This window comes from Variovorax sp. Soil_C_12 (assembly GCF_057657375.1).
This window is the reverse complement of sequence record NZ_JBDGIO010000014.1, coordinates 19944-44747: the sequence shown is the minus strand read 5'-3', so window position 1 is coordinate 44747 and position 24804 is coordinate 19944. Positions and strand designations below refer to the sequence as shown.

The window sequence follows — 24804 nt, the reverse complement described above, 5'->3', positions numbered from 1 at the left end:
CAACGCCCCATGCACACCGACTCTCCCTCCAGCGCGCAGGCCGTGGTGGCGCGCATCGAAGACTTCGACGCGCGCTCCGGCTCGGCCATCGAACGCGCCTTGTTCAATCACCGCCCCTGGGTGCTGGCCCTGTGCCTGCTGCTCACCGTGGCGCTGGGCTGGCAGGCGCTCAAGCTGCAGCTCAATGCCAGCTTCGAGAAGACGCTGCCCACCGGCCACCCCTACATCGTCAACTACCTGGCCCACAAGGCCGACCTGGGCGGCCAGGCCAATGCAATGCGCGTGGTGGTGCAGGCGCGCCAGGGCACCATCTTCGACAAGGCCTACCTCGATGCGCTGCAGAAGATCAACGACGAGATCTTCCTCATGCCGGGCGTGGACCGGCCCTTCATGAAGTCGCTGTGGACTTCCAACACGCGCTGGGTCGCGGTCACCGAAGACGGGCTGGACGGCGGGCCGGTGATTCCCAACGCCTACGACGGCTCGCCTGCAAGCCTGGCCGAGCTGCGCGCCAACGTCGAACGCTCGGGCGAGATCGGCCAGCTGGTCGCCGCCGACTTCCAGTCGAGCATCGTGTTCGTGCCGCTGCTGGACCGCCATCCGCAGACGGGCCAGGCGCTCGACTACGGCGAGCTGTCGCGCCGGATCGAAGCGCTGCGCGGCAAGTACGACAACGATGCGCTGCAGATCCGCGTGACCGGCTTCGCCAAGGTGGTGGGCGACCTGATCGAAGGCCTGCACCAGGTGCTGCTGTTCTTCCTGCTGGCGTTGGCGATCTGCAGTGCCGTGCTGTACGGCTACACGCGCTGCGCGCGCAGCACGGCGCTGGTGGTGGCCTGCTCGCTGGTGGCGGTGGTGTGGCAGTTCGGGCTGCTGGCGCTGCTGGGCTACGAGCTCGATCCATATTCGGTGCTGGTGCCCTTCCTGGTGTTCGCCATCGGCATGAGCCACGGCGCGCAGAAGATGAACGGCATCATGCAGGACGTGGGCCGCGGCACGCACCGGCTGGTGGCCGCGCGCTACACCTTCCGGCGCCTGTTCGTGGCCGGCCTCACCGCGCTGCTGTGCGACGCGGTGGGCTTCGCGGTGCTGGTCATCATCCGCATCAAGGTCATCCAGGACCTCGCCTTGATCGCCAGCATCGGCGTGGCCGCGCTGATCTTCACCAACCTCGTGCTGCTGCCGGTGCTGCTGTCCTACCTGGGCGTGAGCCCCAAGGCGGCCGCGCGCAGCCTGCGCCTGGAAACCGCCCCCGATGCGCAGCGCTCGCGCCTGTGGTCGCTGCTGGAGCGCTTCACCACGCGGCTCTGGGCCGTTGGCGCAGTCGCCGTGGGAGGCCTGCTCGCCACTGCCGGTTTCGCGGTGAGCCTGCACCTGTCCATCGGCGACCTGGACCCGGGGGCGCCCGAGCTGCGGCGCGAGGCGCGCTACAACCGGGACAACGACTACCTGATCGGCCACTATGCCGCCAGCACCGACATCCTCACCGTGATGGCCACCACGCCGGTGGACCAGTGCACGCGCTACGGCACGCTGGCGAAGATGGACGCACTGGCCTGGCGGCTGGAGCAACTGCCCGGCGTGGAGTCCACCAACTCCATGGCGGCGCTGTCGAAGCTGGCGATGGTGGGCTACAACGAGGGCAACCTCAAGTGGTTCGACCTGCTGCCCAACGAGGGCGCGCTGGGCGGCGTGCAGACGCGCGCGCCGCGCGAGCTGTTCAACCAGAGCTGCTCGTTCCTGGCGCTGTACGTCTATCTGAAGGACCACAAGGCCGAGACGCTGTCGCGGGTAACGGCCGAAGTCGAGCGCTTTGCCGCCGCCAACAACACGCCCGAAGTCAGCTTCAAGCTCGCGGCCGGCAGCGCCGGCATTGCCGCGGCCACCAACATCGTGGTGCACCAGGCGATGCGCGAGATGCTGCTGTGGGTCTACGCCGCCGTGGTATTGCTGTGCTGGGTGACCTTCCGTTCCTGGCGCGCCGTGGTGGTGGCGGTGCTGCCGCTGGTGCTGACCTCGGTGCTGTGCGAGGCCCTGATGGTGGGCCTGGGCATGGGCGTGAAAGTCGCCACGCTGCCGGTGATCGCGCTGGGCGTGGGCATCGGCGTGGACTACGCGCTGTACGTGCTCAGCGTCACGCTGACGCGCATGCGCGAAGGCGCGAGCCTGGCCAACGCGTATGCGCACGCGCTGCGCTTCACCGGCCGGGTGGTCATGCTCACCGGCATCACGCTGGCGCTGGCCGTGGGCACCTGGGCGTTTTCGCCCATCAAGTTCCAGGCCGACATGGGCATTTTGCTGGCCTTTATGTTCGTGTGGAACATGGTCGGCGCCTTGGTGCTGTTGCCCGCGCTGGGCTATTTCCTGTTGCGACCGGGCGCGCCGGTGCAGCGCACGGGATTCGCACACCCCACAACGCTTCATCAACTTCGTGGAACACAGCAATGACTGATCCGATCGCCACCGTGCTCGACACGGCACCCCTGGACCCGGCATTGGCCGGCTTCCTGGCGCAAGCCGCTGCGCAGGGCAACCCACCGCTCGAGACACTGCCGCTGCCGGTGGCACGCCAGATCTACCGCGACCTGGCCGCCGGCCTGGGACTGCCGGCACCGGCCATCGCCTCGGCGAACGACCGTGTGATCGATGGACCCGGCAGCCCGTTGACGCTGCGCATCTACCAGCCCGATGCAGAAGGGCCGCTTCCCCTGCTGCTCTACGTGCATGGTGGCGGCTTCGTGATCGGCGACCTCGAGACCCACGACAAGGTGTGCCGCACCTTGTGCCACGACGTGGCCGCCGTGGTGGTGGCGGTGGACTACCGGCTGGCGCCAGAGCATCCCTTTCCGGCGGCGGTGGACGACGTAGCCTGTGCGCTGCACTGGGTGGCCGCACACGCGGGCGAGCTCGGCGCCGACCCGTCGCGCATCGCGCTGGCCGGCGACAGCGCAGGCGCGCAGCTCGCCACCGTGGCGGCGCTGCGTGCAGCCGGCTCGGTCGCGCCGCGTGCGCTGGGCCTCATCTATCCTGTTGCCCAGCACTACAGCGAACCGAGCCCTTCGATGGTCGAGAACGGGGAGGGCAAGTTCCTCACCACCGGCGTCATGCAATGGTTCATCGACTGCTACCTCGGCGGGCGCCAGGCGCTGGCTCGGCACGCCGATTTCGCCGTGTTGCACGCGCAGGCACTGGACACGCTGCCACCCACCTGGCTGGGCACGATGGGCCACGACCCGCTGCGTGACGAAGGCCATGCGCTGGCGCTGCGCATCGCGCAGGCCGGCGTGCCGACCGCGCACCGCCACTACCCCGGCGCCATCCACGCCTGCATTCACTTCACCGCCGTGTCGCCGCTGGGCACGCAGGTGATGGCCGACCTGGCCGCGTGGTTGCGCACGCAGCTATCGCCCTGGCAGTGCCGCAAAGACGATCGACGGGGATCTTGAGCCAAAAACACCTACGGAAGCTTGGCCAGGATCGCGTCCATTTCGCTGCTCGTGAACGCGCGAAGCGTCTGAAAGCGCACGTTGCCCTGCATGGCCGTGGCGAGACTGAAAGCGGCCAATGCCTGCTCGTCGTCTGCTTCGATGATGGAAACAAGGTCGTACTCTCCCAGAGTCCAGACCAGTTCCCGCAGATTGACGCCGGACTTCTTCGCTGCCTCCTTGGCGGCGGCCGCGCGCTTGGTCGTGTCCTTGATCGCTTGCAAGCCCTTGTCGGTGAAACTCATCAAGCCAACGTAAGTGACCATGTCATCTCCTTCAGGTTCGACATAGGCGGCCGATGCCAACTGCCCTCGAAACCGACGCGACCGCCCGACGCCGTTCAAGCGCACTGGGAGTGAAATGATCTGCGAGTCATCTGCAAGGCGGGCAAGGGGATGCAAGCGGGCCTCGCGCGGACGGCAAAGGACGTCACTGAGAGATGCCGCCAGAATGCTACGCGCTTCCGCGGCAATCGCAAGCGTCGACGTGTGGGCCCGCTCGGAATGAGCAAAGCCGTCACGCCACTGGCGGCAGGCGATCCAGCAACTTGTCGAGCGTGACCGGATACTCGCGCACGCGGATACCGGTCGCGTTGTAGACGGCATTGGCCACCGCGGCAGCGACGCCGCACATGCCGAGCTCCCCCACGCCCTTGGCCTTCATGGGCGAGGAGATCGGGTCCGTCTCGTCCAGGAAGATCACATCCTGGTGGGGGATGTCGGCGTGTACCGGCACCTCGTAGGCCGCCAGGTCGTGATTGACGAAGAAGCCGTGCCGCTTGTCGAGCGCCAGGTCCTCCATCAGCGCCGCGCCGACGCCCATCGTCATGGCGCCGATCACCTGGCTGCGGGCGGACTTGGGGTTCAGGATGCGCCCGGCGGCGCAGACGGCGAGCATGCGCCGCACCCGGACCTCGCCGGTCGCGGCGTCGACGCCGACCTCCACGAAGTGGGCGCCAAAGGTGGATTGCTGGTACTTCTTGTCGAGGTCGCCGTACTCGATGACGTCCTCCGCCGCGAGGCCGTTCGTGCCGGCCGCCTCGGCAAGCGGCACCGCGCGATCGCCGGCGCGCACCATGCCCTCCGAGAATTCCGCGTCGCCCGGCGCGATGCCGAGCTTCTTCACCACGGCCTCGCGCAGCTTCATGCACGCCGCGTAGACACCCGAGGTCGAGTTGTTGGCGCCCCACTGCCCGCCCGAGCCGGCCGAGACGGGAAACGCCGAGTCGCCGAGGCGCACCAGCACCTTCTGCAGGGGCACGCCCATCGTTTCGGCAGCGGTCTGCGCGATGATCGTGTACGTCCCGGTTCCGATGTCGGTCATGTCGGTTTCCACCGTGACCACACCGCGGTTGTCCAGACGGACGCGCGCGGCCGACTTTGTCAGGAGGTTGTTGCGGAAAGCCGCGGCGACCCCCATGCCCACGAGCCAGCGCCCTTCGCGCTGCTGCCCCGGTCGTGCGTTGCGCTTGCTCCATTCGAAGCGCTCGGCCCCGGTGCGCATGCATTCGATCAACTTGCGCTGGGAGTACGGGCGCTCCGGCTTCTCGGGATCGACCTGGGTGTCGTTCCGCACTCGAAACTCGACCGGATCGAGCCCCAGCTTCTCCGCCATTTCGTCCATGGCGATCTCCAGCGCCATCATGCCCGGCGCCTCGCCGGGAGCTCGCATGGCGTTGCCCTCGGGCAAGTCGAGCACCGCCAGGCGCGTGGTCGTCAGGCGGTTCGCGCCGGCGTACAGCAGTCGGGTCTGATTGACCGCGGTCTCCGCCTGCCCGCCCGGCAGATCGCCGGACCAGCCCTCGTGGGCCATGGCGGTGATCTTGCCGTCGGACGTGGCACCGATGCGGATGCGCTGGATCGTTGCCGGCCGGTGCGTGGTGTTGTTCATCATCAGCGGCCGCTGAAGCGCCACCTTCACCGGCCGCCGGGCGGCCCGCGCGCCCAGCGCAGCGAGCATCGCATCCGCGCGCACGAACAGCTTGCCGCCAAAGCCGCCGCCGATGAATGGGGAAACCAGGCGGACATTGGCCTTCGGGATGCCGAGCGTCTTGGCCACATCGCCGACGCCCCAGGCGATCATCTGGTTCGATGTCCAGACAGTGAGCTTATCGCCCTTCCAGGCGGCCACCGAGGCGTGCGGCTCCATCATGGCGTGCGACTCTTCGGGGGTGGTGTAGGTCGCATCCAACTGCACGGGGGCGGCGGCGTAGGCGCCGGCGAAATCACCCGCCTTCGTTTCCGGCGGACCGGAGAATTCGTTCGGCTTCGGCATCTGCGCCGCATCCTTCTCTGCAGCCAGGTCGAAGCGCCCCTGCGAGCGCGTGTACACGATGCGCACCAGCTGCGCCGCGGCACGCGCCTGTTCGAAGGTGTTCGCGACGACGAGCGCCACCGCCTGATGGTAGTGGTCGATCTCCGGCCCGCCCAGCAGCTTGGCCGTATTGAAGTCGCCCTTGCCGAGCTTGCCGGCATTGCGCGCGGTGACGATGGCGAGCACGCCAGGCGCTGCGCGCGCGGCGGCCAGGTCCATCGAGGCGATGCGGCCTTTCGCAATGCCCGCGCCGATCACATAGCCGTAGGCCGCATCGGGCGCCACATCGTGACGCTCGTACGCGTAGGGCGCCGTGCCCGTGGTCTTGAGGGGGCCGTCGACGCGGTCGGTGGGCTTGCCGATCACCTTGAGCTGATCGATCGGGTTGGTCGTGGCGGGTGTATCGAATTTCATGATCAGCTCCTCGCTTGCAGCAGCACGGCGGCCAGCGTGCGCTCGGCCAGTGGCAGCTTGAAGGCGTTCTCGTGGGTCGGCTGCGCACCGGCCAGCAGCTGGGCCGTCACCGCCTTGGCGCCCTGCGGCATCGCGGCCTCCGCAGCCTCGAGGCGCCACGGCTTGTGGGCCACGCCGCCGAGTGCCACCCGGCCCGAGCCGTCGCGCTGGACGATCGCCGCGACGGAAACGAGCGCGAAGGCATAGGAAGCGCGGTCGCGGACCTTGCGGTAGATGTGGGTGCCGCCGACGGGACGGGGGAGCGTCACGGCGGTGATCAGTTCGTCCCGCTCCAGCGCCGTCTCGATGTGCGGCGTGTCGGCGGGCAGCCGGTGGAAATCGGCGATCGGGATCACGCGTGTGCGGCCATCGGGCCGTACCGTCTCGACCGCGGCGTCGAGCACGCGCATCGCCACGGCCATGTCGCTGGGGTGCGTTGCGATGCAGGCCTTGCTCCCGCCGATCACCGCGAGTTGGCGACTCACGCCGCCCATGGCGCTGCATCCGCTGCCGGGCTGGCGCTTGTTGCAGGGCTGGTCCGTGTCATAGAAGTAGGGGCAGCGCGTGCGCTGCAGAAGATTGCCCGCGGTGGTCGCCTTGTTGCGCAGTTGCCCGGAGGCGCCGGCCAGCAGCGCGCGGGACAGCACGCCGTAGTCGCGCCGCACGCGCTCGTCTGCCGCCAGATCGGTGTTGCGCACCAGCGCGCCGATGCGCAATCCGCCCTCTGGCGTCGCCTCGATCCTGTCCAGGGCAAGACCGTTTACGTCGACCAGGTGCGTCGGCGCCTCGATCTGCAGCTTCATCAGGTCCAGCAGGTTGGTGCCGCCGGCGATGAACTTGGCGCCCGGGCTCCGCACCACGGCCGCGGCGGCCTGCGCCGGAGATTGCGCCCGCTCGTAGGTAAACGGCTTCATGTTCTGCTCCCCGCCACTTCCGTCATGGCGTCGACGATGTTGGAGTAGGCGCCGCAGCGGCAGATGTTGCCGCTCATGCGCTCGCGCAGCTCTTCGGCCGACAGGAGAGGACGCGCGGTCAGATCCGCGCTCACGTGGCTCGGGACCCCCCGCTTGATTTCGTCGAGGACGGCGACCGCCGAGCAGATCTGGCCAGGCGTGCAGTAGCCGCACTGGTAGCCGTCATGCTTGACGAAAGCGGCCTGCATCGGGTGCATGCGCTGCGGCGTGCCCAGGCCTTCGATGGTGGTGACCTGAGCGCCCTCGTGCATGACGGCGAGCGTCAGGCATGCGTTGATGCGCCTGCCGTCGACGATCACGGTGCAGGCACCGCACTGCCCGTGGTCGCAGCCCTTCTTGGTGCCGGTCAAGTGCAGGTGCTCGCGCAGCGCGTCGAGCAAGGTCACCCGCGTATCGAGCTCGAGCGTACGAGCCTGGCCGTTGACGCTCAGCGAGAGCTTCATCAGCGGCACAGCAGCGGCGGAAGCCGGGGCCGGCGCGGCCGCAGCGGGCGCCGTCGACGAAACCGCCGCGGCGGCTGCGGCGCCGGCGATGAGTGCGTCGCGTCGCGAGATCAAGGGGGTTGCGGGACTGTCCATGTCAGCTCCTGTCCTGGGTCGAGCGTGATGCCAAATGGCGCAGTGTCCTCCCGACGCGCCGGCGCCGTTTGTCGGAAACGCGCTCGTTCTTGCCTGAAACTGCTGAGCTGCGTCGGCGCGACGGCAGCACTACAAATGCTGTTCCGGCTCAAAATATGCGCAAACGCGCACCTAAGCAGCGCGCGGCTTCCGAAGGGCCTTTTCCGCTGGCAGCGGCTCCTGAAATCCCAAACAACGCCTACCCGAGCCGCGATGGAGAGCGCGCGAGTGCCAATAATTGCCTGAACAGGGCCCACTCCCCCTCTTTGACCACTTCCGCTCTGACCCGTGGAAAGCTAGTCTGAGCGGCGCTCAGGGCTTCTGGCATGTACCCAAAACTGCCCTCAGACCTACGTGCTGGCGAGTGCGCGCGCGTAGTAGAGAATGGTCGCTCTCGTTTTGGAAACAAAGGGATGAACTTAGTTGAGGCAAGGACGGAGGAGATTGATTGGGTTCACAGCGAACGAGGCTCCGAATGGCGTCGATGGGATCCTCACATTCACACGCCCGGAACCGTCCTGAACGACCAGTACAAAGGATCTGACCCGTGGGAAGCGTTTCTCTCGAAGGTGGAGGCCGCGAGTCCCGCGATTGAGGCGCTCGGGATCACCGATTATTTCGGCATTGACCCCTACGAGAAGGTGCGTGACCTCAAGCGCCAGGGCCGATTGCCGAACGTCGGGCTGATCTTCCCCAACGTGGAACTGCGCCTGGGCATCGAAACGAACCGAGGGGCAGCCCTCAACCTGCACCTCCTCTTCCCGCCTGACGAACCGGACCATGTCGATCGCATCAAGCGCTTCCTTCTCGAGTTCGAGTTCGGGTACCAAGGGGAAAACTTCCGTTGCCACCGTGAGGACCTGATACGGCTTGGCAGGAAGCACAACCCGTCACAGACAAACGACGAAGCGGCCCGGTCGGAGGGCGCGAACCTGTTCAAGGTGAGCCTCGAACAGCTAAAGGCCGCTTGGCCCAAGCACGACTGGGTCAAACGCAACGCGCTCATCGCGGTCGCCGGCGGCCAGAAGGACGGCACGTCGGGACTGCGGGATCCGTCCGACTCCTGGGCCGCCCAGCGCAAGAACATCGAGCAACTGGCGGACATCATTTTCGACTCGAATCCGAAGCAGGTGAGCTTCTGGCTTGGTCAAGGTCGCCTGTCGGCGGCGGAGCTCGACGCCCAGTACAACGGCCGCAAGCCCTGCCTTCACGGCTCGGACGCTCATGCGACGGAGACCGTGGGAACGCCGGACCAGCAACGCTTCTGCTGGATCAAGGGCGATCTCACCTTCGAAGCGCTGCGCCAAACGTGCCTGGAGCCGGAAGAACGAGTCGTGATCGGTCCCGAGCCACGACGCGGCTCTTTGCAGAGCCATACCATCGGGTCGCTGGATGTCTCGGGCGCACCGTGGCTCAAGAAGGCGACCATCCCGCTGAACGCCGGCCTGGTGGCAGTGATCGGCGCCCGCGGCTCCGGAAAGACTGCGCTCGCCGACCTGGTCGCTGCCGGTGGCCTGGCGCTCTCGCCTCACCTCAACAAGGAGTCGTTCGTCTTTCGTGCGAAAGAGCATCTCGGCACGTGCAAGGCGCAGCTCACCTGGGAGAACGCAGAGACCACCAGCAACGAGTTGTCGCGTGTGGATGACGAGGATTTCTGGGACTCCCCCCATGTTCAGTACCTCTCCCAGCAATTCGTGAACAAGCTGTGCTCGCCGGAAGACACCAGCAACCCGCTGAACGCCGAGATCGAACGTGTCATTTTCAGCGCCCACCCGCGCGACGCTCGATCAGGTGCATCCAACTTCGAGGAGTTACTGCAACTGCGGCTGGAAGGTTCGCATCACAAGCGCCGGCGCCACGAGGAAATGTTGCAAAAAGCCTCGAGCGATCTGACGCAGGAGCGCACGCGCAAGGCTGGCCTTCCAGCACTTGTCAAGGAACGCGAAGAAAAGGACAAGACCAACGAGCAGGACAAGCGTGATCGAAAGTCTCTCGTTTCCCACGGCAACGAAGAGCGGGTCAAGCGCTTGGAAGAGGTGTCGCATGCGGCTGAGCAAAGGCGCCAACAGGTCGAACGCGCCAAGCGCCGAATGCAGATGCTTTCCCATCTACAGGAGGACGTTCGGGACTTCCGGACTCGGCGCGCCCCCGCCCTGCTGAGTGAACTCAAGCAAGACCGCCCAGATACCGAGATGTCCGATGCGGACTGGGACCAGTTGAAAGTGGATTTTGTCGGCGATGTGGACAGCCTACTTGCCGAGCGCCTGCGCCAGGCCAAGGCGCGTGCAATCAGCTTGCAAGGGCCGGCGCCACCGGATGCGCCGCTGAAGGAGAAGGCCGATCCGACCATGCCGCTCATTGCGGCCGGTTCGGATCTGGGCCAGCAAACCCTGGCACTGCTAGACCGCGAGGTCAAGCGCCTCAATGAATTGGTGGGCGCCGACAAGACGAAGGTCAAGCGTTACGCGGCCTTGAGCGAAAAGATCACGAAGGCCGAGTTGGCACTGGGCAAGCTCGACGAGCAGATCAAACGGGCTCGCGAGGCTGACGCCAAGATTAAGGAGCTCATTCAGCTGCGCCGCAGCGCCTATGCGGGTGTGTTCGAAGCAATCGTTGAGGAAGAACAGACGCTCAAGGAGCTCTATGCCCCGATCCAGAAGAGGATCTCGTCGGATACCGGCTCCATGGCTCGCCTGGCATTCACGGTGAGGCGCCAAGTCGATGTCGAGCGCTGGGCAAGCGACGGGGAGGCGCTGCTGGACCTTCGCACCGGACCGTTCCGCGGGCGTGGACAGTTGCTGCAGGCTGTCAGAGCCAAGTTACAGCAGGCATGGCAAAGCGGCTCGGCGGCCGATGCAGCAACGGCCCTACTGGAATTCGTTCAGGCCAACGAGGACAACCTGAAGGCGCACAAGCCGGAAAACATCGAATTCCGGGAATGGGCCTTGCGCATCTCGGACTGGCTCTACAGCACCGATCACATCCACGTGGGCTACAGCCTGCAGTACGACGGCGTCGAGATCGAGCAGCTATCGCCAGGCACGCGCGGCATTGTCTTGTTGCTACTGTACCTTTCGATCGACGCGGAGGACGACCGGCCGCTCATCATTGACCAGCCCGAGGAGAACCTGGATCCGCAGTCGGTGTTCGAGGAGTTGGTGACGCGCTTTCGGGAAGCCAGGAAGCGGCGCCAGATCATCATCGTGACGCACAACGCCAATCTCGTGGTGAACACCGATGCCGACCAGGTCATCGTGGCTTCATGCGGCCGGCATCGGCTCGGGCAGCTTCCCGAGATCGCCTACGAGTGCGGTGGCCTGGAGAACCCGCGCATCAGGCAACGGGTTTGCGAAATTCTCGAAGGAGGCGAGAAGGCTTTCAAGGAGCGGGCCAAGCGTTTGCGGGTTGCGATCTAGTCCGGCACAGTTCGGCAAAGGGATCATCTACATTCCGCCGCCGTGCCCAGATCTTCATCCGTCACGGCACCCTCGTGCGCGATCGGTCCTTCCACGCCGGGGCTCGCGGGCTCGCGCTGGCAGCCCGGGTACTCGGCGGTCGCTTGCTCCGCCCCGCTCGGTGACGAAGGTGTCGCCAAGCAGCTATTGCAGTCGGGCATCACAGCACGACGCGCGACGTTCCCGGTTTGCTCGACATACTTAAATGACCTCCTGTTTGGGATCCGAGGGTTCCAAGCACGGAGGAGCGATTGCGCGCGCCAACAACTGCTTGATCAGACCCCGCTCCTCTGCTGCAATGCGTCGTGACTTGGCAGCGAGGGGCAAGTATGAAGTCAAGCACAACCAATCTAGACAACCCGACCTTCATCAGGCCGATTCTCCTGCCCGACGAACTCGGAGGCTGGGGCCATATCGGGCGCCTGAAGGCACTCAATGGATTCATCTCCGTGGACGCCACGCGCCAACACCTTTTTTCCTGGACCGGTGAGAAATCCAAAGCTCACGGCAAACGAAAAGCGACGATAGTAAGGCCCCTAGCGGCCGCAGGCGGCCTAGAACCAAGCGACTACCTGCGATGCCGACGAAGCGCCCCGCGTAGACGGGCCCATTCGACCCTTTTCGACGAGCTCGAAGCCGTCGACTCGGAGGTATTGATTGAACATCTGATGGATGCGCTCGATTTCGGTAACATGGGTGCGCACGCCCGGATGAAGAACTCGGCAAAAGGGTCGCACCAGGGGCGGGCCGCCCGGGTCCAACAGTTCCAGGTCGAACTGCGCGCCCTCGAACGTGGCGCTCATGCAGCCAGGCTGGAGGCGTAGGTTCGCGCGGCCCGCAGGACCACCGCCAAGCGATCGCCCGCGTCGGAACTGAGGAACTCCTGCGCCTCCGGCGCGACCTCGCGGCCGGTCGCGCCCACCAGAGCCTCCAGCGGCGTGAGGCCCGCGAGGGTGTCCTGCGGGGACGTCAAGAAGCCGTACGCAGCGGGGCCACTCGGGCGGCCCAGCGCCGCGAGCACCTGCTTGAGCGGCTCGCCAGCGACGCCGTCCCAGGCCTGGAAGGCGGGGTATTCCCGCCCGCGCTTGCGGCCCGGGCGCAGGAGGGACGCCCGCCTGCTCGCGGTTCCGCACCGTCTCGTCAGTCACGCCGAGCAGGCGGCCCAGTTCCACCGCGCTGAGCGACTCTGCCGAGTCTGGGTAGGCGGCGAACACGCGTTCGGCGTCCGCCAAGACCCTTTTCAACCGCCTCCGCGCTGTCTCTTAAGGCGCTGACGGCGCCCGGCGGCGAGCTGGCGAGGGACAGCTTGCCATTGGTAATCCTGGTCAGCCGTCCCGGGCCATCCGAGAAGCGCTTCAGCGACCGGCTGATGTCATCCAGCCTGCGACTCACGTCCTCAGCGGAGGTCCGGAAATCTTGGCGAAATTCAATCATGGCGAAAGTATGAGCGCCTAGCCTGACTTTGCCAAATTAAGACAAATATGCCAAAAAAACTAACTGCGGGGCGTTGCGGGTCTCGCTGGCCCAGACCACCGCTCGTGGCCCGGCGACGAAGGTCTGGTTGCACTTGTCAGTCGCAGACGGCAGGGCTCCGGCGCGGCGTTGCCGACGGTGGTGCTGCTCAGCCGGTTGCTTGCCCTGTTCGATGACCCACTACAACCCTTCTGCGCTCGTGAGTGAGCCGCGTCCGGTCAAGGATCTGGACTTCACCTCCGGCGGAGCGTACGCGGTCTACAACTGAGAGCTGCTCTTCCATGTGCCGCTGGTGATTGCGATGCACCTGAGCAAGAACCAGCGCTTCGCAGAGCACAGCAGTGGTGCCATCGCTGCACGAGAAGCATCGAAGGCGTCAAATCCACGTTCTACGAAGTCATCCGCTGCGATGACGGGGGGCGGCGGCAAGTACGGCGAGCCCCTGAGGCGCACCCGGGCAAATATCTTCTACCGAATTGACAACAGTGCGGGCGACTACTAACGTGATTTTGAAGAACGGGGACCTTGAGTTGAGAGTCCAAGATGGTCGAATCGGCATCGAGCCGAGGTACGGTGCTCTCTGGCCCGCCAAGCCTACGGTACGACACAACTGACCCCAATTTGTTCTTCCGGACAATCGATGGTCGCGAGCAGCGCCGACGCGACGACGGAGTTCGCCTGTCGGGTTGGGGTCAGCGCTTGGCGCGTGCATTAGTACCGCGAAGTGACGTTGTAGCGGCCTCCCGCTGACTCCACAAAGACGTGACCCGAGGTACGGCCCAGAAGCCGACGGTCGAGGGGCTCGATCGACGCAATTTCCAGCGCGCGTTACCGATCCCAGACAGAGAGGCCTATGAATGGGGATTACCGCGGGTGCGCCCGCCCGCGTAGCCATGCGCCCAGACTCGCGAGTGCAATCAGCGCAGGGACCAGGGCGGATAGCGCTGCGAGCGCCAAGGGCAGCAGCCAGGCCATAACGGGCGACAGCAGCCGGGACCAACCGATCAACTTGCTGAGGAACGGAGACAGGCCCAGCTTGCCGCCGATGTCCTCGAACAGCCCGCCGATCAAGTCAGGGTGCCTCGCGGTCAGGTAGATGGCCGCGGCATTGCCGCTGAGCTTCAGCGTCGTCGCAATCCTGTCCCGCGTCAAGACTTTGCCGGCGGAGACGGCGGCCTTGTCGACCATTGCTGCTTAATGCGCGCTCCGGCCTGCTGCCACGCCCGCGTCGATGGCCTTCAGTCCCTTGAGCCATTTGAAAAAGGCGGCCCCGTGGTGCGCGCCAATAGAGATCGGAAACTGACAAACAGTGTTTAAAAAAAACGCCAGCTCGCTGTGCTTCACCCATTAATAGACTTTGGAACACCGCGGGCCCTGAGCACCGCCCCGCCTGCTAGGCACCCTCACGAAAGACAAGCCGCCAATACAAGGCGGCCTAAGGTCGAAGCGACACCCGGCCGTCAACCGAGTCTGTGCTTCACGAAGTTGTCCATCTCCTTGGCCAACTTCGCGGCGGTCCGCTCGAGGGACTCGACGGCATCGATTTCTGCGACTGTCGGATTCGGGCCCGCGCCCTTGACGCACGCCAACTGCTTGCTGGTGAGTTCCGCCCGACCGGTAAGTGCCCTCTCCTGGGTCTCCTCCATTGGTCGTGCAGATCTGCTTTGAGCTACTAAATGCTCAAGCCGCGATCCAAGTGGCATGCGACTCGCAAGCTGCTCGTGCTTTTGTTCTAGTGACAGGGCGGCGCTACGCAAGACAACAGGTGTCGCCTCGGCTAACTTCACGGCGCTAGTTTTCTTAACCACCGAACCACTTGGCGGGCACGGTGACGAGCTGCGGGAACAGCACCATCAGGAGCAGGATGGCGAACTCGGCCAGCATGAAGGGCATCACCCCCTTGGTGACCTCGTCCATCTTCATTCGCCCGACCCCGGCCACCACGTTGAGCACCGTGCCCACCGGCGGTGTCACCAGTCCGATCGAGTTGTTGATGATGAACAGCACGCCGAAGTACACCGGGTCGATGCCGGCCTCCTTGATCACCGGCATCAGCACCGGCGTCAGTATCAGGATGGTGGGCGTCATGTCCATCGCCGTGCCCACCAGCATGCACAGCACCATGATGGCGATGAGCAGCAGCGTCTGGTTGCCCATGAAAGGCCGAAGCAGATCGATCACCTTGCTCGGCAGGTCGGCCACCGTGATGAGCCAGGCCGACACCAGCGCCGCGGCCACCAGGAACATGATCACCGCCGTGGTCTTGGCCGCGCTCACGAACACGGCGTAGAGCTGGTTGAGCTTGAGTTCGCGGTACACCACCGTGGCCACGAAGAAGGCGTAGACCGCCGCCACCACGGCCGCCTCGGTCGGCGTGAACACGCCGAAACGCAGGCCCACCAGGATGATCACCGGCAACATCAGCGCCCAGGTCGCCTTGCGCAGCGCCGCGAGGATCTCGGCCTTGCTCTGACGCGGCGGCGGCACCAGCGTTTCCTTGCGCACCAGGTACATCCAGGTCAGCCACAGCGCCGCGCCGATCAGGATGCCCGGGAAGATGCCGGCCAGGAACAGCTTGGAGATCGACACGTTGGCGGCCACGCCGAAGATCACGAAGCCGATGGAGGGCGGAATCACAGGCCCGATCACGCCCGAGGCGGCGATCAGGCCGCCGGCCTGGGCCTTGTTGTGGCCGGCGGCCACCATCATCGGCAGCAGCAGCGCCGTGAGCGCCGCCGCATCGGCCACCGCCGAGCCCGACAGGGCCGACAGCAGGATGGCCGCCACGATGGTCACGTAGCCCAGGCCGCCCTTGACGTGGCCCACCAGCGCCAGCGCGAAATTGACGATGCGCCTGGACAGGCCGCCCACGTTCATGATCTCGCCGGCCAGCATGAAGAAGGGCACGGCCAGCAGCGGGAACGAATCGGCCCCGTTGATCACGTTCTGCGCCAGGATCTGCGCGTCGAACATGTCCAGGTGCCACATCAGCGCCACGCCGGTGGCCAAGAGGGCGTAGGCAATCGGAATACCCAGGGCCATCGCGCCGATCAGGGCGCCCAGAAAGATGGCGACGGTCATGGCTTGGCTCCGGGGTGGGTGTTGATGGTGGCGGGCAGCTCGGCGTTCTCGCGGGCCAGTTGCGCCTGCAGTTCTTCCAGCTCGCCCGCTTCCTCCGATTCCTTAACCATCACCAGGTCTTCATCGCGCACCTTGCCCGAGAGCACGCGCCAGAACTCGCGCAGCAGCAAAAAACCGGCCGAGACCGAGAACACGATGCCGGCGGCGTAGAAGATGCCCACCGACATGCCGGTGACCGGTGCCTCCACGTCCATGTTGATCTTCACCTGCGCCAGGCTGCCGGAGAAAATCAGCCAGGTGATGTAGAGCATCAAGAGCTGCCCGAGCACCAGGCAAATCTTCTTGCCCACGCGTGGCAGGCGCGACACCAGCATGTCGCTGCCCAGATGGGCGTGCTCTTTGAGCGCGACGATGGCGCCCAGGAACACCAGCCACACGAAGAGCCAGCGCGACACCTCCTCGCTCATCGTGATGCCCGTGTTGAAGGCATAGCGCAACACCACGTTGCCGAACACCAGCACCACCATGATGGCCAGCGCGAGCGCGATCAGGCCGTCGAGCAGCCTGCAGTAACCGTCAAGGAACTTCGACATTTTGTCTCCATAAGTAGGGATGGCAGGGCCGCCGGCGGCGCGGGCAGTTCTGCGTGCTCGTCTCGCCTGTTCAGCGAGCCGCGGTGCCTTGGCGCGCCACTTCCAGCATGGAAGCGGCAATGGCCTCCGGATCGCCCAGGTACCGGTGGGACTGGCCCTTGAGGTCCGCATCGAGCTCATAGACCAGCGGTTGGCCCGTGGGAATGTTGAGCTCGACGATGTCCGCATCCGAGATGTCGTCGAGGTACTTCACCAGAGCCCGCAGGCTGTTGCCGTGGGCGACGATGAGCACGCGCTTGCCTGCCTGAATCTGCGGCACGATAGCTCCATGCCAGTAGGGCAGAAATCGCGCCACTGTGTCCTTAAGACACTCGGTACGCGGTAACGACCCGTCGGCGTTCGCATAGCGGGGGTCCGTGTCACTGAGGCGGGGATCACCATCTGGCAGCGCAGGAGGCGCGATGTCATAGGCACGGCGCCAGGCCTTGACTCGAGCTTCGCCATGCTGCGCCGCCGTCTCGGCCTTGTTGAGGCCCTGCAGCGCGCCGTAATGCCGCTCGTTGAGACGCCAGGAGTGGTGGACAGGGATCCACATCCGGTCCATCACGTCCAGCACGGTCGACAGGGTCTTGTTGGCGCGTTTGAGCATGGACGTGAACGCGACGTCGAAGACAAGGCCCCGGTCCTTCAATAGCTCACCCGCGGCGCGGGCCTCGCTCATACCTTTCTCCGTCAGGTCGACGTCCGCCCAGCCGGTGAAGCGGTTTTCCCGGTTCCAGGTCGATTCACCATGACGCAGGAGCACAACAGTCGCCATGATGCTCAACCTTGGGCTCGGAAGGCCGCGCGGCCCAGATAGGGCACAGCATTACCGAGTTCCTGCTCAATCAGCAGGAGCCTGTTGTACTTTGCGACGCGGTCGGAGCGACACAGCGAGCCCGTCTTGATCTGCGTAGCCGCGGTGCAGACGCTCAGGTCTGCGATCGTCGTGTCCTCGGTCTCGCCCGAGCGGTGCGACACGACCGAGGCATAACCGGCCTCATCGGCCATGTCGATGGCAGCCAGCGTTTCAGTGAGCGTGCCGATCTGGTTGGGCTTGATCAGGATCGAATTGGCCACGCTGCGCGCGATGCCCTGTTGCAGGATCTCCGTGTTGGTGACGAACAGGTCGTCGCCCACCAACTGTACGCGCTGTCCCACCTTGGCGGTCAGCAGTTCCCAGCCGTCCCAGTCGTCTTCGGCCATGCCGTCTTCGATGGTGACGATCGGGTAGGTATCGACCCAGCGCGCCAGGTAGTCGACAAACTGCGCCGAGTCGAAGTGCCTGGCTTCCGACGCGAGTTCGTAGACGCCGCCCTTGTGGAACTCGGAACTGGCCACGTCGAGCCCGAGCGCGATCTCGGTTCCCGCCTTGAAACCGGCCGTCTCGATGGCCGCCAGGATCACTTCGATGGCCGCCTCGTTTGACGGCAGGTCTGGCGCGAAGCCGCCTTCGTCGCCCACTGCGGTAGCCAGCCCGCGGCGTTTGAGCAGGCCCTTGAGGGCATGGAACACCTCCACGCCCCAGCGCAGCGCCTCCGAGAAGGTGGGCGCGCCCAGTGGCACGATCATGAACTCCTGCATGTCGACGCTGTTGTCGGCATGCGCGCCGCCGTTGATGATGTTCATCATGGGCACCGGCAGCCGCGCGGCGCGGGCGCCGGCCAGGTGCCGGTACAGCGGTTGCCCGGCCGAGGCCGCAGCGGCCTTGGCCAGCGCCAGCGAGACCGCGAGGATCGCGTTGGCGCCCAGGCGCGCCTTGGTCGGCGTGCCGTCGAGCTCGATCATCCGCCGGTCGAGCGCGGCCTGGTCGTCAGCCGCCAGCCCGGCCAGCGCCTGGCGCAGTTCACCATTGACGTTGGCGACCGCCTTGAGTACGCCCTTGCCGAGGTAGCGGCGCGCATCGCCATCGCGCAGTTCCAGCGCTTCGCGCGCCCCGGTCGATGCGCCGGACGGCGAGGCCGCGTAGCCAAGCGCCCCGTCGGACAGCACGACCTCGGCCGCGACGGTGGGATTGCCGCGGGAGTCGAGGATCTCGAAGCCGCGAACCTGTCGAATGCTTGCCATCAAACTTTCCTTTCAATCAAACTTGCGCAATGCGCAGCAGGTTGGTGGTACCGGCGGTACCGAAGGGCATGCCAGCGGCGATCACGAGGGCTTGGCCCGCTTGGGCGAAGCCAAGCTTGGCGACCGTTTCCACAGCCACCTCGGTCATTTCGTCGACGCTCATTACGTCGTGACACAGCACAGCATTGACACCCCACACCAGCGCCAAGCGCCGCGCGGTGGATCGCCGCGGCGTCATGCCGACGATGGGCGCGCGCGGCCGCTCGCGCGCCATGCGTAGCGCTGAGGCGCCCGAACTGGTGTAGGCCACCATGGCGGCTACATCGAGCAGGCCGGCGACCGAGCGCGCGGCCCAGCCGATGGCATCGGGCGTGTTGGCGCCCGGCGGCGTGTGCCCGGCATCGATCGCGTCGCGGTAGTAAGGGTCGGCCTCGGTCTGGCGAATAATCGCGTCCATCATTGCGACCGACTCGATCGGGTACTTGCCCGAGGCCGATTCGGCCGACAGCATCACCGCGTCGGCGCCGTCGTAGATGGCGGTGGCCACATCCGAGGCTTCAGCCCGCGTGGGCACCGGCGCACCTACCATCGATTCGAGCATCTGGGTGGCCACGATCACCGGCTTCCCGAGCCGCCGGCAGGCCCGCACGATGCGCTTCTGGATCGCTGGCACCTGTTCGGCGGGCACCTCTACGCCCAGGTCGCCGCGCGCCACCATCACCGCATCGGTCTCGGCCAGGATCGCGTCCAGGCTCTCGATCGCGGCCGGCTTTTCCAGCTTGGCGACGATGCCGGCGCGGCCCTGCACGATGGCCTTGATCTCGGTGATGTCCTCGGCGCGCTGCACGAAGGACAGGGCGATCCAGTCGATTCCCAGGGTCAGGCCGTAGTCCAGGTCGGCCCGGTCTTTTTCCGTCAGGGCCGACAGCGGTAGCACCACGCCGGGCACGTTGACGCCCTTGCGGTCGGACAGCATGCCGCCGTTGACCACCACCGTATCGGCGAAGTCGGGGCCGGATTTTTCGACCCTCAGGCGCAAGCGGCCATCGTCGAGCAGCAGTTCGGCGCCGGGCTTCAACGCGGCGAAGATCTCCGGATGCGGCAGGGGCGCGCGGGTGATGTCGCCGGGTTGATCGCGCTGCAGATCGAGCCGGAAGGCGGCACCTTCGACCAGCTTGACCGGTCCGTTGGCAAATGTGCCGACGCGCAGCTTGGGGCCCTGCAGGTCCAGCAGCACGCCAATCGGGCGGCCGACGTCGCTCTCGATCGCGCGGATGGTGTCCAGCCGCTGCTTGTGGTCGGCATGCGTGCCATGGCTGAAGTTCAGGCGGAACACGTCGGCACCGGCGGTGAAGAGCGCCTGTATGGTCTGAAGATCGTCGCTAGCCGGCCCGAGGGTGGCTACGATCTTGGCATTGCTTGGCCGCATGTCTGTGAATCCTTTGTGCTTTAGAGGCGGTCGCACGACCGGGCACCGCGCGTGGACACTTCGATGCTCGCGGGCCGTGGACCAACCGGCCTGACTGCTACTGCTTGCGGGCTTTCTCGATCTCGGTGTAAAGGTCCTTCACCAGCGTGCCGCCGATCTGCTTGCTGTACTTGTCCACCACGGGTTGCACCTTGGCGCGCATGCGCTCCACCTCGGTGGCAGGGATTTCGTTGATCTGCATGCCCGCCTTTTTCAGCGACTGGAGGTATTGATCGTTGAGGTCGCGGTTGGCCTTGCGCTGGTACACGGCAGCCTCGGTGGCCGCACTCTGGATGACCTTCTTCTCGTCGTCGGAGAGCTGGTCCCAGAACTTTTTGCTCATCGTCAGGATCAGCGGCGTGTACTTGTGCTTCGTGACGCTCAGGTACTTCTGAACTTCGAAGAATTTCGAGCTGTCGACCGTGCTGTACGGGTTCTCCTGTCCATCGACCGCCTTCTGCTCCAGCGCGCTGTACAGCTCGGGAAAGGGCATGGGCACCGCGTTGGCGCCCAGTGCGTTCCAGGCATCGATGGCAACTGCGTTCTGTTCCACGCGGATCTTCAGCCCTTGGATGTCCTCGAGCTTGGTCACCGGGCGCCGGCTGTTGGTCAGGTTGCGGAAACCGTGCTCGAACCACGACAGGCCAATCAGGCCTTTCTCGGGCAGCTTGTCGAGAAACACCTTGCCGACCGGGCCGTCGACGACGCGATCGACCTCCTTCTCGCTGTTGAACAGGAACGGCAAGTCCAACGCCGCAAAATCCTTGATCACGCCGACCAACTGCGACGTGGCCATGGCCGACATTTCGACCGTGCCGCCCTGCATTGACGAAATGATCGGGACCTCGCCGCCGAGCGTGGCATTGGCGTAAATCTTGACCTTCATCTTGTTGCCGCTGTGCTGCGCCACGAGATCGGCGAACTTCTGCGCCCCCAGGCCATGCGGGTGCTTGATGTCGTAGATGACGGCGTACTTGATGGTGCGTTCCTTGATGTCCGCCGCCATAGCGCCGGTCGCGCCGGCCACGAGCAGAGCGGCCAGCATGCTGGTCACGAGGGTCTTGAGTTTCACGTTGTTCATCACTGTCTCCTTGGGTTGGTCGTTTAGAGGCCGCGTGCGCCGGAGGCGAGAAAGCCACCGTCCACGGGTAAGGTCACGCCGCTGGTGTAGCCAGCGTCTTCAGATACGAGGTACATCACGGCCGCGGCGATCTCGCCCGTCGTGCCGTAGCGGTTCATGGGTATGGCTTTGGAGTACTCCTGGCGGAAGCGCTCCGTGTGCAGCACCTGCGTCATGGGCGTGTCGACCGGGCCGGGTGCCACGGCGTTGGCCGTCACGCCGTGCTCGGCGAGCTCCACCGCCATCTGGCGTGTCAGCGCAATCACCGCGGCCTTGGAGGTGCCATACGCCGTTCGACCGGTGCCCACCGCGCGCATGCCGGCCACCGAGGCGACGTTGACGATACGGCCCCACTGGTGGCGCACCATCAGGCGCGCCGCGTGCTGCGAGCACAGGAACGCACCGGTGACGTTGACATTCATCGTCGCCACGAAGTTGTCCAGCGGAAACTCGAGGAAGGGGAACACCTTGGCGATGCCGGCGCTGTTGACGAGCACGTCGCAGCGGCCGTGGCGCTGCTCCACTTCGGCAAAGGCGCGGGCCACGGAATCCGCGTCGCCCACGTCGACAGCTTGCGCCTCGGCCTGGAGGCCCTGGGCGCGAAGTTCCGCCGCCGTCTTTTCGGCGGCCGCCGTGTCACGATCGGCCACGACGACCGTCATGCCGGCTGCGGCCAGCCGCTGGCAGACGTCGGCGCCGATGCCCATGGCACCGCCGGTGACGAAAGCGACACGGGTCGGGGAGGTTGCTTGTTGCATGCTGATTGGCTCCTGGTTCAATGGATTCGGATCGGGATTCATCGGGCGACTCCGGCGGGCATGGCGCTGCCCTCGAGCGCTTTCACGAAGTAGTCGGCGCTGCCCATCTGCCCGCCCTTGAGGGCCAATTCCAGCCCGTGCAGGTGGGGTGCAGACGACAGCAGCCGGCACAGCGGCGCACCAGGCGCCAGCCGGGCGCGAATCTCCAAGGCATCGGGCGCCAGCACCTGGGTGATCCGGCTGGAGGTGTCGCCACCGGAGAGAACGAGGCGGCGCAAGGGATGCGAACGCACGATCGCATCGACCACCTCGCCCAAGCGGTCGCTGACCAGGCGGCCGCCGTGGTGCCGGGCTGCCTCGGGGCCGTGACCCTCGGCCTGCAGGGTCTGGATCAGCGCATCGATGCGCACGTCTTCCGGGCCACGCGCGGTATGCATCACGACGCTGGCGCCGGTGGCCAGGGCATCGAGCACCTCGCGCACCAGCCGCTCCACGGCGGCGACGGCTTGCGAGGCCAGGCTCAGGGCCTGCACATCGACGGCCACTTCCTTGAAGCCTGCGTCGACGGCCGTCTGGATTTGCGTGGCGCTCAGGCGCGAGGCGCTGCCGGAGACCACCAGCACCTGATCGACCCCGTCGAACTGGCTGTAGCGGTCCGCAGCCTTCTTGTGGCTCTTGGCCTCGAAATCCGCCTGTCCATCCTGCTGCCAGTACTGGGTCAGCCCGTACTCGACACCGGATCCGCCGACGACGAACAGCGGCGACGCCTGCGCCGAGGCCATCTGTTGCAGGCATTCGCCGGCCTGGGTCAAGTGGCCGGCTTCCAGGCCATCGAGCACCACCGCCTGGCAGGCGCCCGCCATGGCCGTCACCTCCTCGACCATCGAGCCCGAAGACGCGCCGAAGCGGGTCAGCGGCAGGTTGCCGATGGTCATCGTCGTTTGCTGGCCCAGATGCCGGGCCAGATCGGACTCGTGCATGGGCGTCACCGGGTGCACGCTCATGATGGGATGGCGGTCGATCCGGTACACCTGCCCGTCGGTGCCGGAGCGGGCAAAGAGGTGGCCGAACAGGCAGTAGCGCCCGAGCGCCGGGGTGGCGGCCACGACGGGGATGAGCGGCTGCCTGAAGGCCTCGCGCGACAGCTCCATCACGTGGCCGATGCTGCCGGTGGCCGGCGCGCTGTCGAAGGTCGAGCACACCTTGTAGTGCACCAGCGGCGTCGGCAGCGCAGCCAGGGCGGCGAACACGCCCGGCAGATGAGCGTCCAGCTCCGCGTTGGTCATGGCGCGGGTGCTGCCGGCCACGCCGATGGCGTCGAAGCCGCCCAGGGCTTCCATCTGCGCTGCCGTCGGCACCGACAGGAACAGCGCGCAACGCAGGCCGCTGAAGGCCAGGACCTCCAGGGCATCGGTGGAGCCGGTGAAGTCGTCGCCGTAGAAGGCCAGGCGCAAGGGCCTGGAAGTGGGTTGGTCGAACATGGCGTTCACCTCAGCGTCCGGCAAAGTGCGCCAGCGCCTTTTGCAGCGCCGGATGGGTGCTGGCATAGCTGTCCAGCGGCACCCCCTGCATGGCGGCCTCCCAGCCTTCGCGCATGCTTCGCACGCCGGCGGCGATGCCGTCCGGGTGGCCGATGATTCCGCCGCCGGCCAGATGCATCAGGTCGCCCGAGCGAAGTTCGCGGTACATGTCCGGCGCCTGCGAGGCCCATTGCCCCGAGGAGAAGATCGGCATCAAGGGCTGGAGGCCGGCGAAATCCGACAGGCAGGCGCGGGCCGAGTCCAGCACCGATTCGTCCGGCTCCCAGAACTTGCTGCGCAGCCCATTGACGTGCAGCTGGTCCACCCCCGCCAGCCGCCACAGCTTCTGGTAGGCCTTGAACGAGAAACCCAAGCCAGGGTGGCGCGTGAAGGCGCCCCAGCCGTTGCGATGCCCGTGAATCGGCAGCTTCGCGTGACGGCGCAGGTGCTCCACGGCGGCGAAGCCGACCCAGTTGATGCTGACCATCACGCAGGTGCCGCCGGCTGCCAGCACCGCGTCATGCCGGCGCAGCATCTCGTCGATCGAGCCCGAGATGTTGATCGCGTACATCGGCATGCGGCCGATGCGGTCGGCATGGCGGCGCAGCGCCGGCATCACCGCCTTCAGCCGCTCGTCGAAGGGAGCATAGGGCGGGTCGGCGATCAGCTCGTCGTCCTTGATGAAGTCGATGTCGGCCGCGCAAAGGTCGTTCACCAGATCGGCCGTCTGCTGTGGCGTCAGGCCGATGCTGGGCTTGATGATGGTGCCGATCAGAGGGCGATCGAAGACACCCGCCTGGCGCCGCGTGCCCTCGATGCCGAAGGCCGGACCCTGGAACTGGGCGGCGTAGTCGGCAGTCAGGTCCAGGTCGAGCAAGCGAAGCGCCGTGACTTCGCCCAGCTCGAACAGGTTGCCGGCAACCGTGGCCAGCAGCGTCGACAAGTTCGGGCCGACATTGGCCACGGGAAAGGCGATCTCGATCTCGGCGCGGTGAAACACGGCCGGGTTGCCACGGCGCGCCACGAACGCACTCGGCAACGTGGGCTGCGCCGCTGGCGGCAGCGGGTCGATGCGGACGACGCGGGCCCGTGAAAGCTCCTTGAGCTGTTCGGTCTCGCCCGGCAGCGACAGGAAGGTGCCGCTGGACTGCTCGCCGGCGATGACCTCGGCCACGTGTTCCGACGGGACGGTGCTTTCGACGAGATAGCGTGCGCGGAATTCGGCGCGTGGCGATGTCTGAGGTGTCATGGGGTGTGAGCTTTTCGCTTGACTGGATTGACCGGCCGGGTTGCGTGGGAAGAAACTCGATGGGGGTAAATGGTAGGAGCGACACCGCAGCGGGACAAACGATATGATTTCTCCGGGCTGTGATGAAAACTCACACAAC

The 24804-nt window shown here is 65.9% G+C and carries 20 protein-coding genes; 3 read left to right on the top strand and 17 right to left on the bottom strand.

Features of this window, described 5'->3' with window-relative positions; all coding sequences use genetic code 11:
• The first annotated feature begins 9 nt into the window (after positions 1-9).
• Both AC3A6X_RS28475 and AC3A6X_RS28470 read left to right on the top strand, forming a co-directional pair.
• Positions 10-2448 (top strand): efflux RND transporter permease subunit, encoded by a 2439-nt coding sequence (locus tag AC3A6X_RS28475; RefSeq protein ID WP_487845302.1) that lies wholly within the window; start codon positions 10-12, stop codon positions 2446-2448.
• Complete coding sequence (locus tag AC3A6X_RS28470) at positions 2445-3446, top strand: alpha/beta hydrolase (RefSeq protein ID WP_487845301.1); 1002 nt, start codon at positions 2445-2447, stop codon at positions 3444-3446. Before AC3A6X_RS28475 ends, AC3A6X_RS28470 begins: the two co-directional genes overlap by 4 nt.
• Before the next feature lie 11 nt (positions 3447-3457).
• Here AC3A6X_RS28470 and AC3A6X_RS28465 read toward each other — a convergent pair whose 3' ends face one another.
• The 4 genes from AC3A6X_RS28465 to paoA all read right to left on the bottom strand — a co-directional run bounded on the left by AC3A6X_RS28465 (position 3458) and on the right by paoA (position 7803).
• Complete coding sequence (locus AC3A6X_RS28465) at positions 3458-3751, bottom strand: GYD domain-containing protein (protein WP_487845300.1); 294 nt, start codon at positions 3749-3751, stop codon at positions 3458-3460.
• 250 nt (positions 3752-4001) lie between these two features.
• The gene (gene paoC / locus AC3A6X_RS28460) at positions 4002-6212 is read right to left on the bottom strand and encodes an aldehyde oxidoreductase molybdenum-binding subunit PaoC (protein ID WP_487845299.1); all 2211 of its coding nucleotides are present in this window, start codon (positions 6210-6212) and stop codon (positions 4002-4004) included.
• Positions 6213-6214: 2 nt separating this feature from the next.
• On the bottom strand, positions 6215-7165 hold the full coding sequence (locus AC3A6X_RS28455; protein WP_487845298.1) for an FAD binding domain-containing protein: 951 nt from the start codon (positions 7163-7165) through the stop codon (positions 6215-6217).
• Positions 7162-7803 carry an aldehyde dehydrogenase iron-sulfur subunit PaoA gene (gene paoA, locus AC3A6X_RS28450; protein WP_487845297.1) on the bottom strand — a complete coding sequence of 214 codons (642 nt, stop codon included), beginning with the start codon at positions 7801-7803 and terminating at the stop codon, positions 7162-7164. The genes AC3A6X_RS28455 and paoA overlap by 4 nt, the downstream gene beginning before the upstream one ends.
• Before the next feature lie 452 nt (positions 7804-8255).
• Between paoA and AC3A6X_RS28445 the strand changes: the two genes are divergently transcribed.
• Complete coding sequence (locus AC3A6X_RS28445) at positions 8256-11258, top strand: TrlF family AAA-like ATPase (protein ID WP_487845296.1); 3003 nt, start codon at positions 8256-8258, stop codon at positions 11256-11258.
• A gap of 593 nt (positions 11259-11851) precedes the next feature.
• On the opposite strand, the gene AC3A6X_RS28440 is transcribed toward AC3A6X_RS28445, so the two are convergent.
• From AC3A6X_RS28440 to AC3A6X_RS28380, 13 genes are all read right to left on the bottom strand, one after another.
• Positions 11852-12100 carry an AbiJ-related protein gene (locus AC3A6X_RS28440; protein ID WP_487845295.1) on the bottom strand — a complete coding sequence of 83 codons (249 nt, stop codon included), beginning with the start codon at positions 12098-12100 and terminating at the stop codon, positions 11852-11854.
• On the bottom strand, positions 12097-12270 hold the full coding sequence (locus AC3A6X_RS28435; protein ID WP_487845294.1) for a hypothetical protein: 174 nt from the start codon (positions 12268-12270) through the stop codon (positions 12097-12099). The genes AC3A6X_RS28440 and AC3A6X_RS28435 overlap by 4 nt, the downstream gene beginning before the upstream one ends.
• A 1364-nt stretch (positions 12271-13634) precedes the next feature.
• Entirely contained in the window at positions 13635-13958 is a 324-nt protein-coding gene (locus AC3A6X_RS28430) for a hypothetical protein (RefSeq protein ID WP_487845293.1), read from the bottom strand.
• Between the two features lie 272 nt (positions 13959-14230).
• Positions 14231-14416: a hypothetical protein gene (locus AC3A6X_RS28425; protein ID WP_487845292.1), complete on the bottom strand. Its 186-nt coding sequence runs from the start codon at positions 14414-14416 to the stop codon at positions 14231-14233.
• A 154-nt stretch (positions 14417-14570) separates the two neighbouring features.
• Positions 14571-15851: a TRAP transporter large permease subunit gene (locus AC3A6X_RS28420; protein ID WP_487845291.1), complete on the bottom strand. Its 1281-nt coding sequence runs from the start codon at positions 15849-15851 to the stop codon at positions 14571-14573.
• The gene (locus tag AC3A6X_RS28415) at positions 15848-16444 is read right to left on the bottom strand and encodes a TRAP transporter small permease (RefSeq protein ID WP_487845290.1); all 597 of its coding nucleotides are present in this window, start codon (positions 16442-16444) and stop codon (positions 15848-15850) included. The genes AC3A6X_RS28420 and AC3A6X_RS28415 overlap by 4 nt, the downstream gene beginning before the upstream one ends.
• Positions 16445-16514: 70 nt before the next feature.
• Positions 16515-17261 (bottom strand): 2,3-diphosphoglycerate-dependent phosphoglycerate mutase, encoded by a 747-nt coding sequence (gpmA, locus tag AC3A6X_RS28410; RefSeq protein WP_487845431.1) that lies wholly within the window; start codon positions 17259-17261, stop codon positions 16515-16517.
• A 5-nt stretch (positions 17262-17266) separates the two neighbouring features.
• Positions 17267-18550 (bottom strand): phosphopyruvate hydratase, encoded by a 1284-nt coding sequence (gene eno, locus AC3A6X_RS28405; protein WP_487845289.1) that lies wholly within the window; start codon positions 18548-18550, stop codon positions 17267-17269.
• 16 nt (positions 18551-18566) lie between these two features.
• On the bottom strand, positions 18567-19979 hold the full coding sequence (gene pyk, locus AC3A6X_RS28400; RefSeq protein WP_487845288.1) for a pyruvate kinase: 1413 nt from the start codon (positions 19977-19979) through the stop codon (positions 18567-18569).
• Between the two features lie 97 nt (positions 19980-20076).
• Complete coding sequence (locus AC3A6X_RS28395; RefSeq protein WP_487845287.1) at positions 20077-21099, bottom strand: TRAP transporter substrate-binding protein; 1023 nt, start codon at positions 21097-21099, stop codon at positions 20077-20079.
• Positions 21100-21122: 23 nt separating this feature from the next.
• A complete protein-coding gene (locus tag AC3A6X_RS28390; protein ID WP_487845286.1) occupies positions 21123-21896 on the bottom strand; it encodes an SDR family NAD(P)-dependent oxidoreductase in 774 nt (257 codons plus the stop codon).
• Positions 21897-21934: 38 nt separating this feature from the next.
• Positions 21935-23377: a four-carbon acid sugar kinase family protein gene (locus tag AC3A6X_RS28385; RefSeq protein ID WP_487845285.1), complete on the bottom strand. Its 1443-nt coding sequence runs from the start codon at positions 23375-23377 to the stop codon at positions 21935-21937.
• A 10-nt stretch (positions 23378-23387) separates the two neighbouring features.
• Complete coding sequence (locus AC3A6X_RS28380) at positions 23388-24665, bottom strand: ribulose-bisphosphate carboxylase large subunit family protein (protein ID WP_487845284.1); 1278 nt, start codon at positions 24663-24665, stop codon at positions 23388-23390.
• Positions 24666-24804 lie beyond the last annotated feature (139 nt).

Excerpts from the sequence above, each read along its gene's own strand:
- AC3A6X_RS28475 (WP_487845302.1), top strand. The coding sequence starts at position 10 with ATGCACACCGACTCTCCCTCCAGCGCGCAGGCCGTGGTGGCGCGCATC.
- AC3A6X_RS28470 (WP_487845301.1), top strand. The coding sequence starts at position 2,445 with ATGACTGATCCGATCGCCACCGTGCTCGACACGGCACCCCTGGACCCG.
- AC3A6X_RS28465 (WP_487845300.1), bottom strand. The coding sequence starts at position 3,751 with ATGGTCACTTACGTTGGCTTGATGAGTTTCACCGACAAGGGCTTGCAA.
- paoC (WP_487845299.1), bottom strand. The coding sequence starts at position 6,212 with ATGAAATTCGATACACCCGCCACGACCAACCCGATCGATCAGCTCAAG.
- AC3A6X_RS28455 (WP_487845298.1), bottom strand. The coding sequence starts at position 7,165 with ATGAAGCCGTTTACCTACGAGCGGGCGCAATCTCCGGCGCAGGCCGCC.
- paoA (WP_487845297.1), bottom strand. The coding sequence starts at position 7,803 with ATGGACAGTCCCGCAACCCCCTTGATCTCGCGACGCGACGCACTCATC.
- AC3A6X_RS28445 (WP_487845296.1), top strand. The coding sequence starts at position 8,256 with ATGAACTTAGTTGAGGCAAGGACGGAGGAGATTGATTGGGTTCACAGC.
- AC3A6X_RS28440 (WP_487845295.1), bottom strand. The coding sequence starts at position 12,100 with ATGAGCGCCACGTTCGAGGGCGCGCAGTTCGACCTGGAACTGTTGGAC.
- AC3A6X_RS28430 (WP_487845293.1), bottom strand. The coding sequence starts at position 13,958 with ATGGTCGACAAGGCCGCCGTCTCCGCCGGCAAAGTCTTGACGCGGGAC.
- AC3A6X_RS28425 (WP_487845292.1), bottom strand. The coding sequence starts at position 14,416 with ATGGAGGAGACCCAGGAGAGGGCACTTACCGGTCGGGCGGAACTCACC.
- AC3A6X_RS28420 (WP_487845291.1), bottom strand. The coding sequence starts at position 15,851 with ATGACCGTCGCCATCTTTCTGGGCGCCCTGATCGGCGCGATGGCCCTG.
- AC3A6X_RS28415 (WP_487845290.1), bottom strand. The coding sequence starts at position 16,444 with ATGTCGAAGTTCCTTGACGGTTACTGCAGGCTGCTCGACGGCCTGATC.
- gpmA (WP_487845431.1), bottom strand. The coding sequence starts at position 17,261 with ATGGCGACTGTTGTGCTCCTGCGTCATGGTGAATCGACCTGGAACCGG.
- eno (WP_487845289.1), bottom strand. The coding sequence starts at position 18,550 with ATGGCAAGCATTCGACAGGTTCGCGGCTTCGAGATCCTCGACTCCCGC.
- pyk (WP_487845288.1), bottom strand. The coding sequence starts at position 19,979 with ATGCGGCCAAGCAATGCCAAGATCGTAGCCACCCTCGGGCCGGCTAGC.
- AC3A6X_RS28395 (WP_487845287.1), bottom strand. The coding sequence starts at position 21,099 with ATGAACAACGTGAAACTCAAGACCCTCGTGACCAGCATGCTGGCCGCT.
- AC3A6X_RS28390 (WP_487845286.1), bottom strand. The coding sequence starts at position 21,896 with ATGCAACAAGCAACCTCCCCGACCCGTGTCGCTTTCGTCACCGGCGGT.
- AC3A6X_RS28385 (WP_487845285.1), bottom strand. The coding sequence starts at position 23,377 with ATGTTCGACCAACCCACTTCCAGGCCCTTGCGCCTGGCCTTCTACGGC.
- AC3A6X_RS28380 (WP_487845284.1), bottom strand. The coding sequence starts at position 24,665 with ATGACACCTCAGACATCGCCACGCGCCGAATTCCGCGCACGCTATCTC.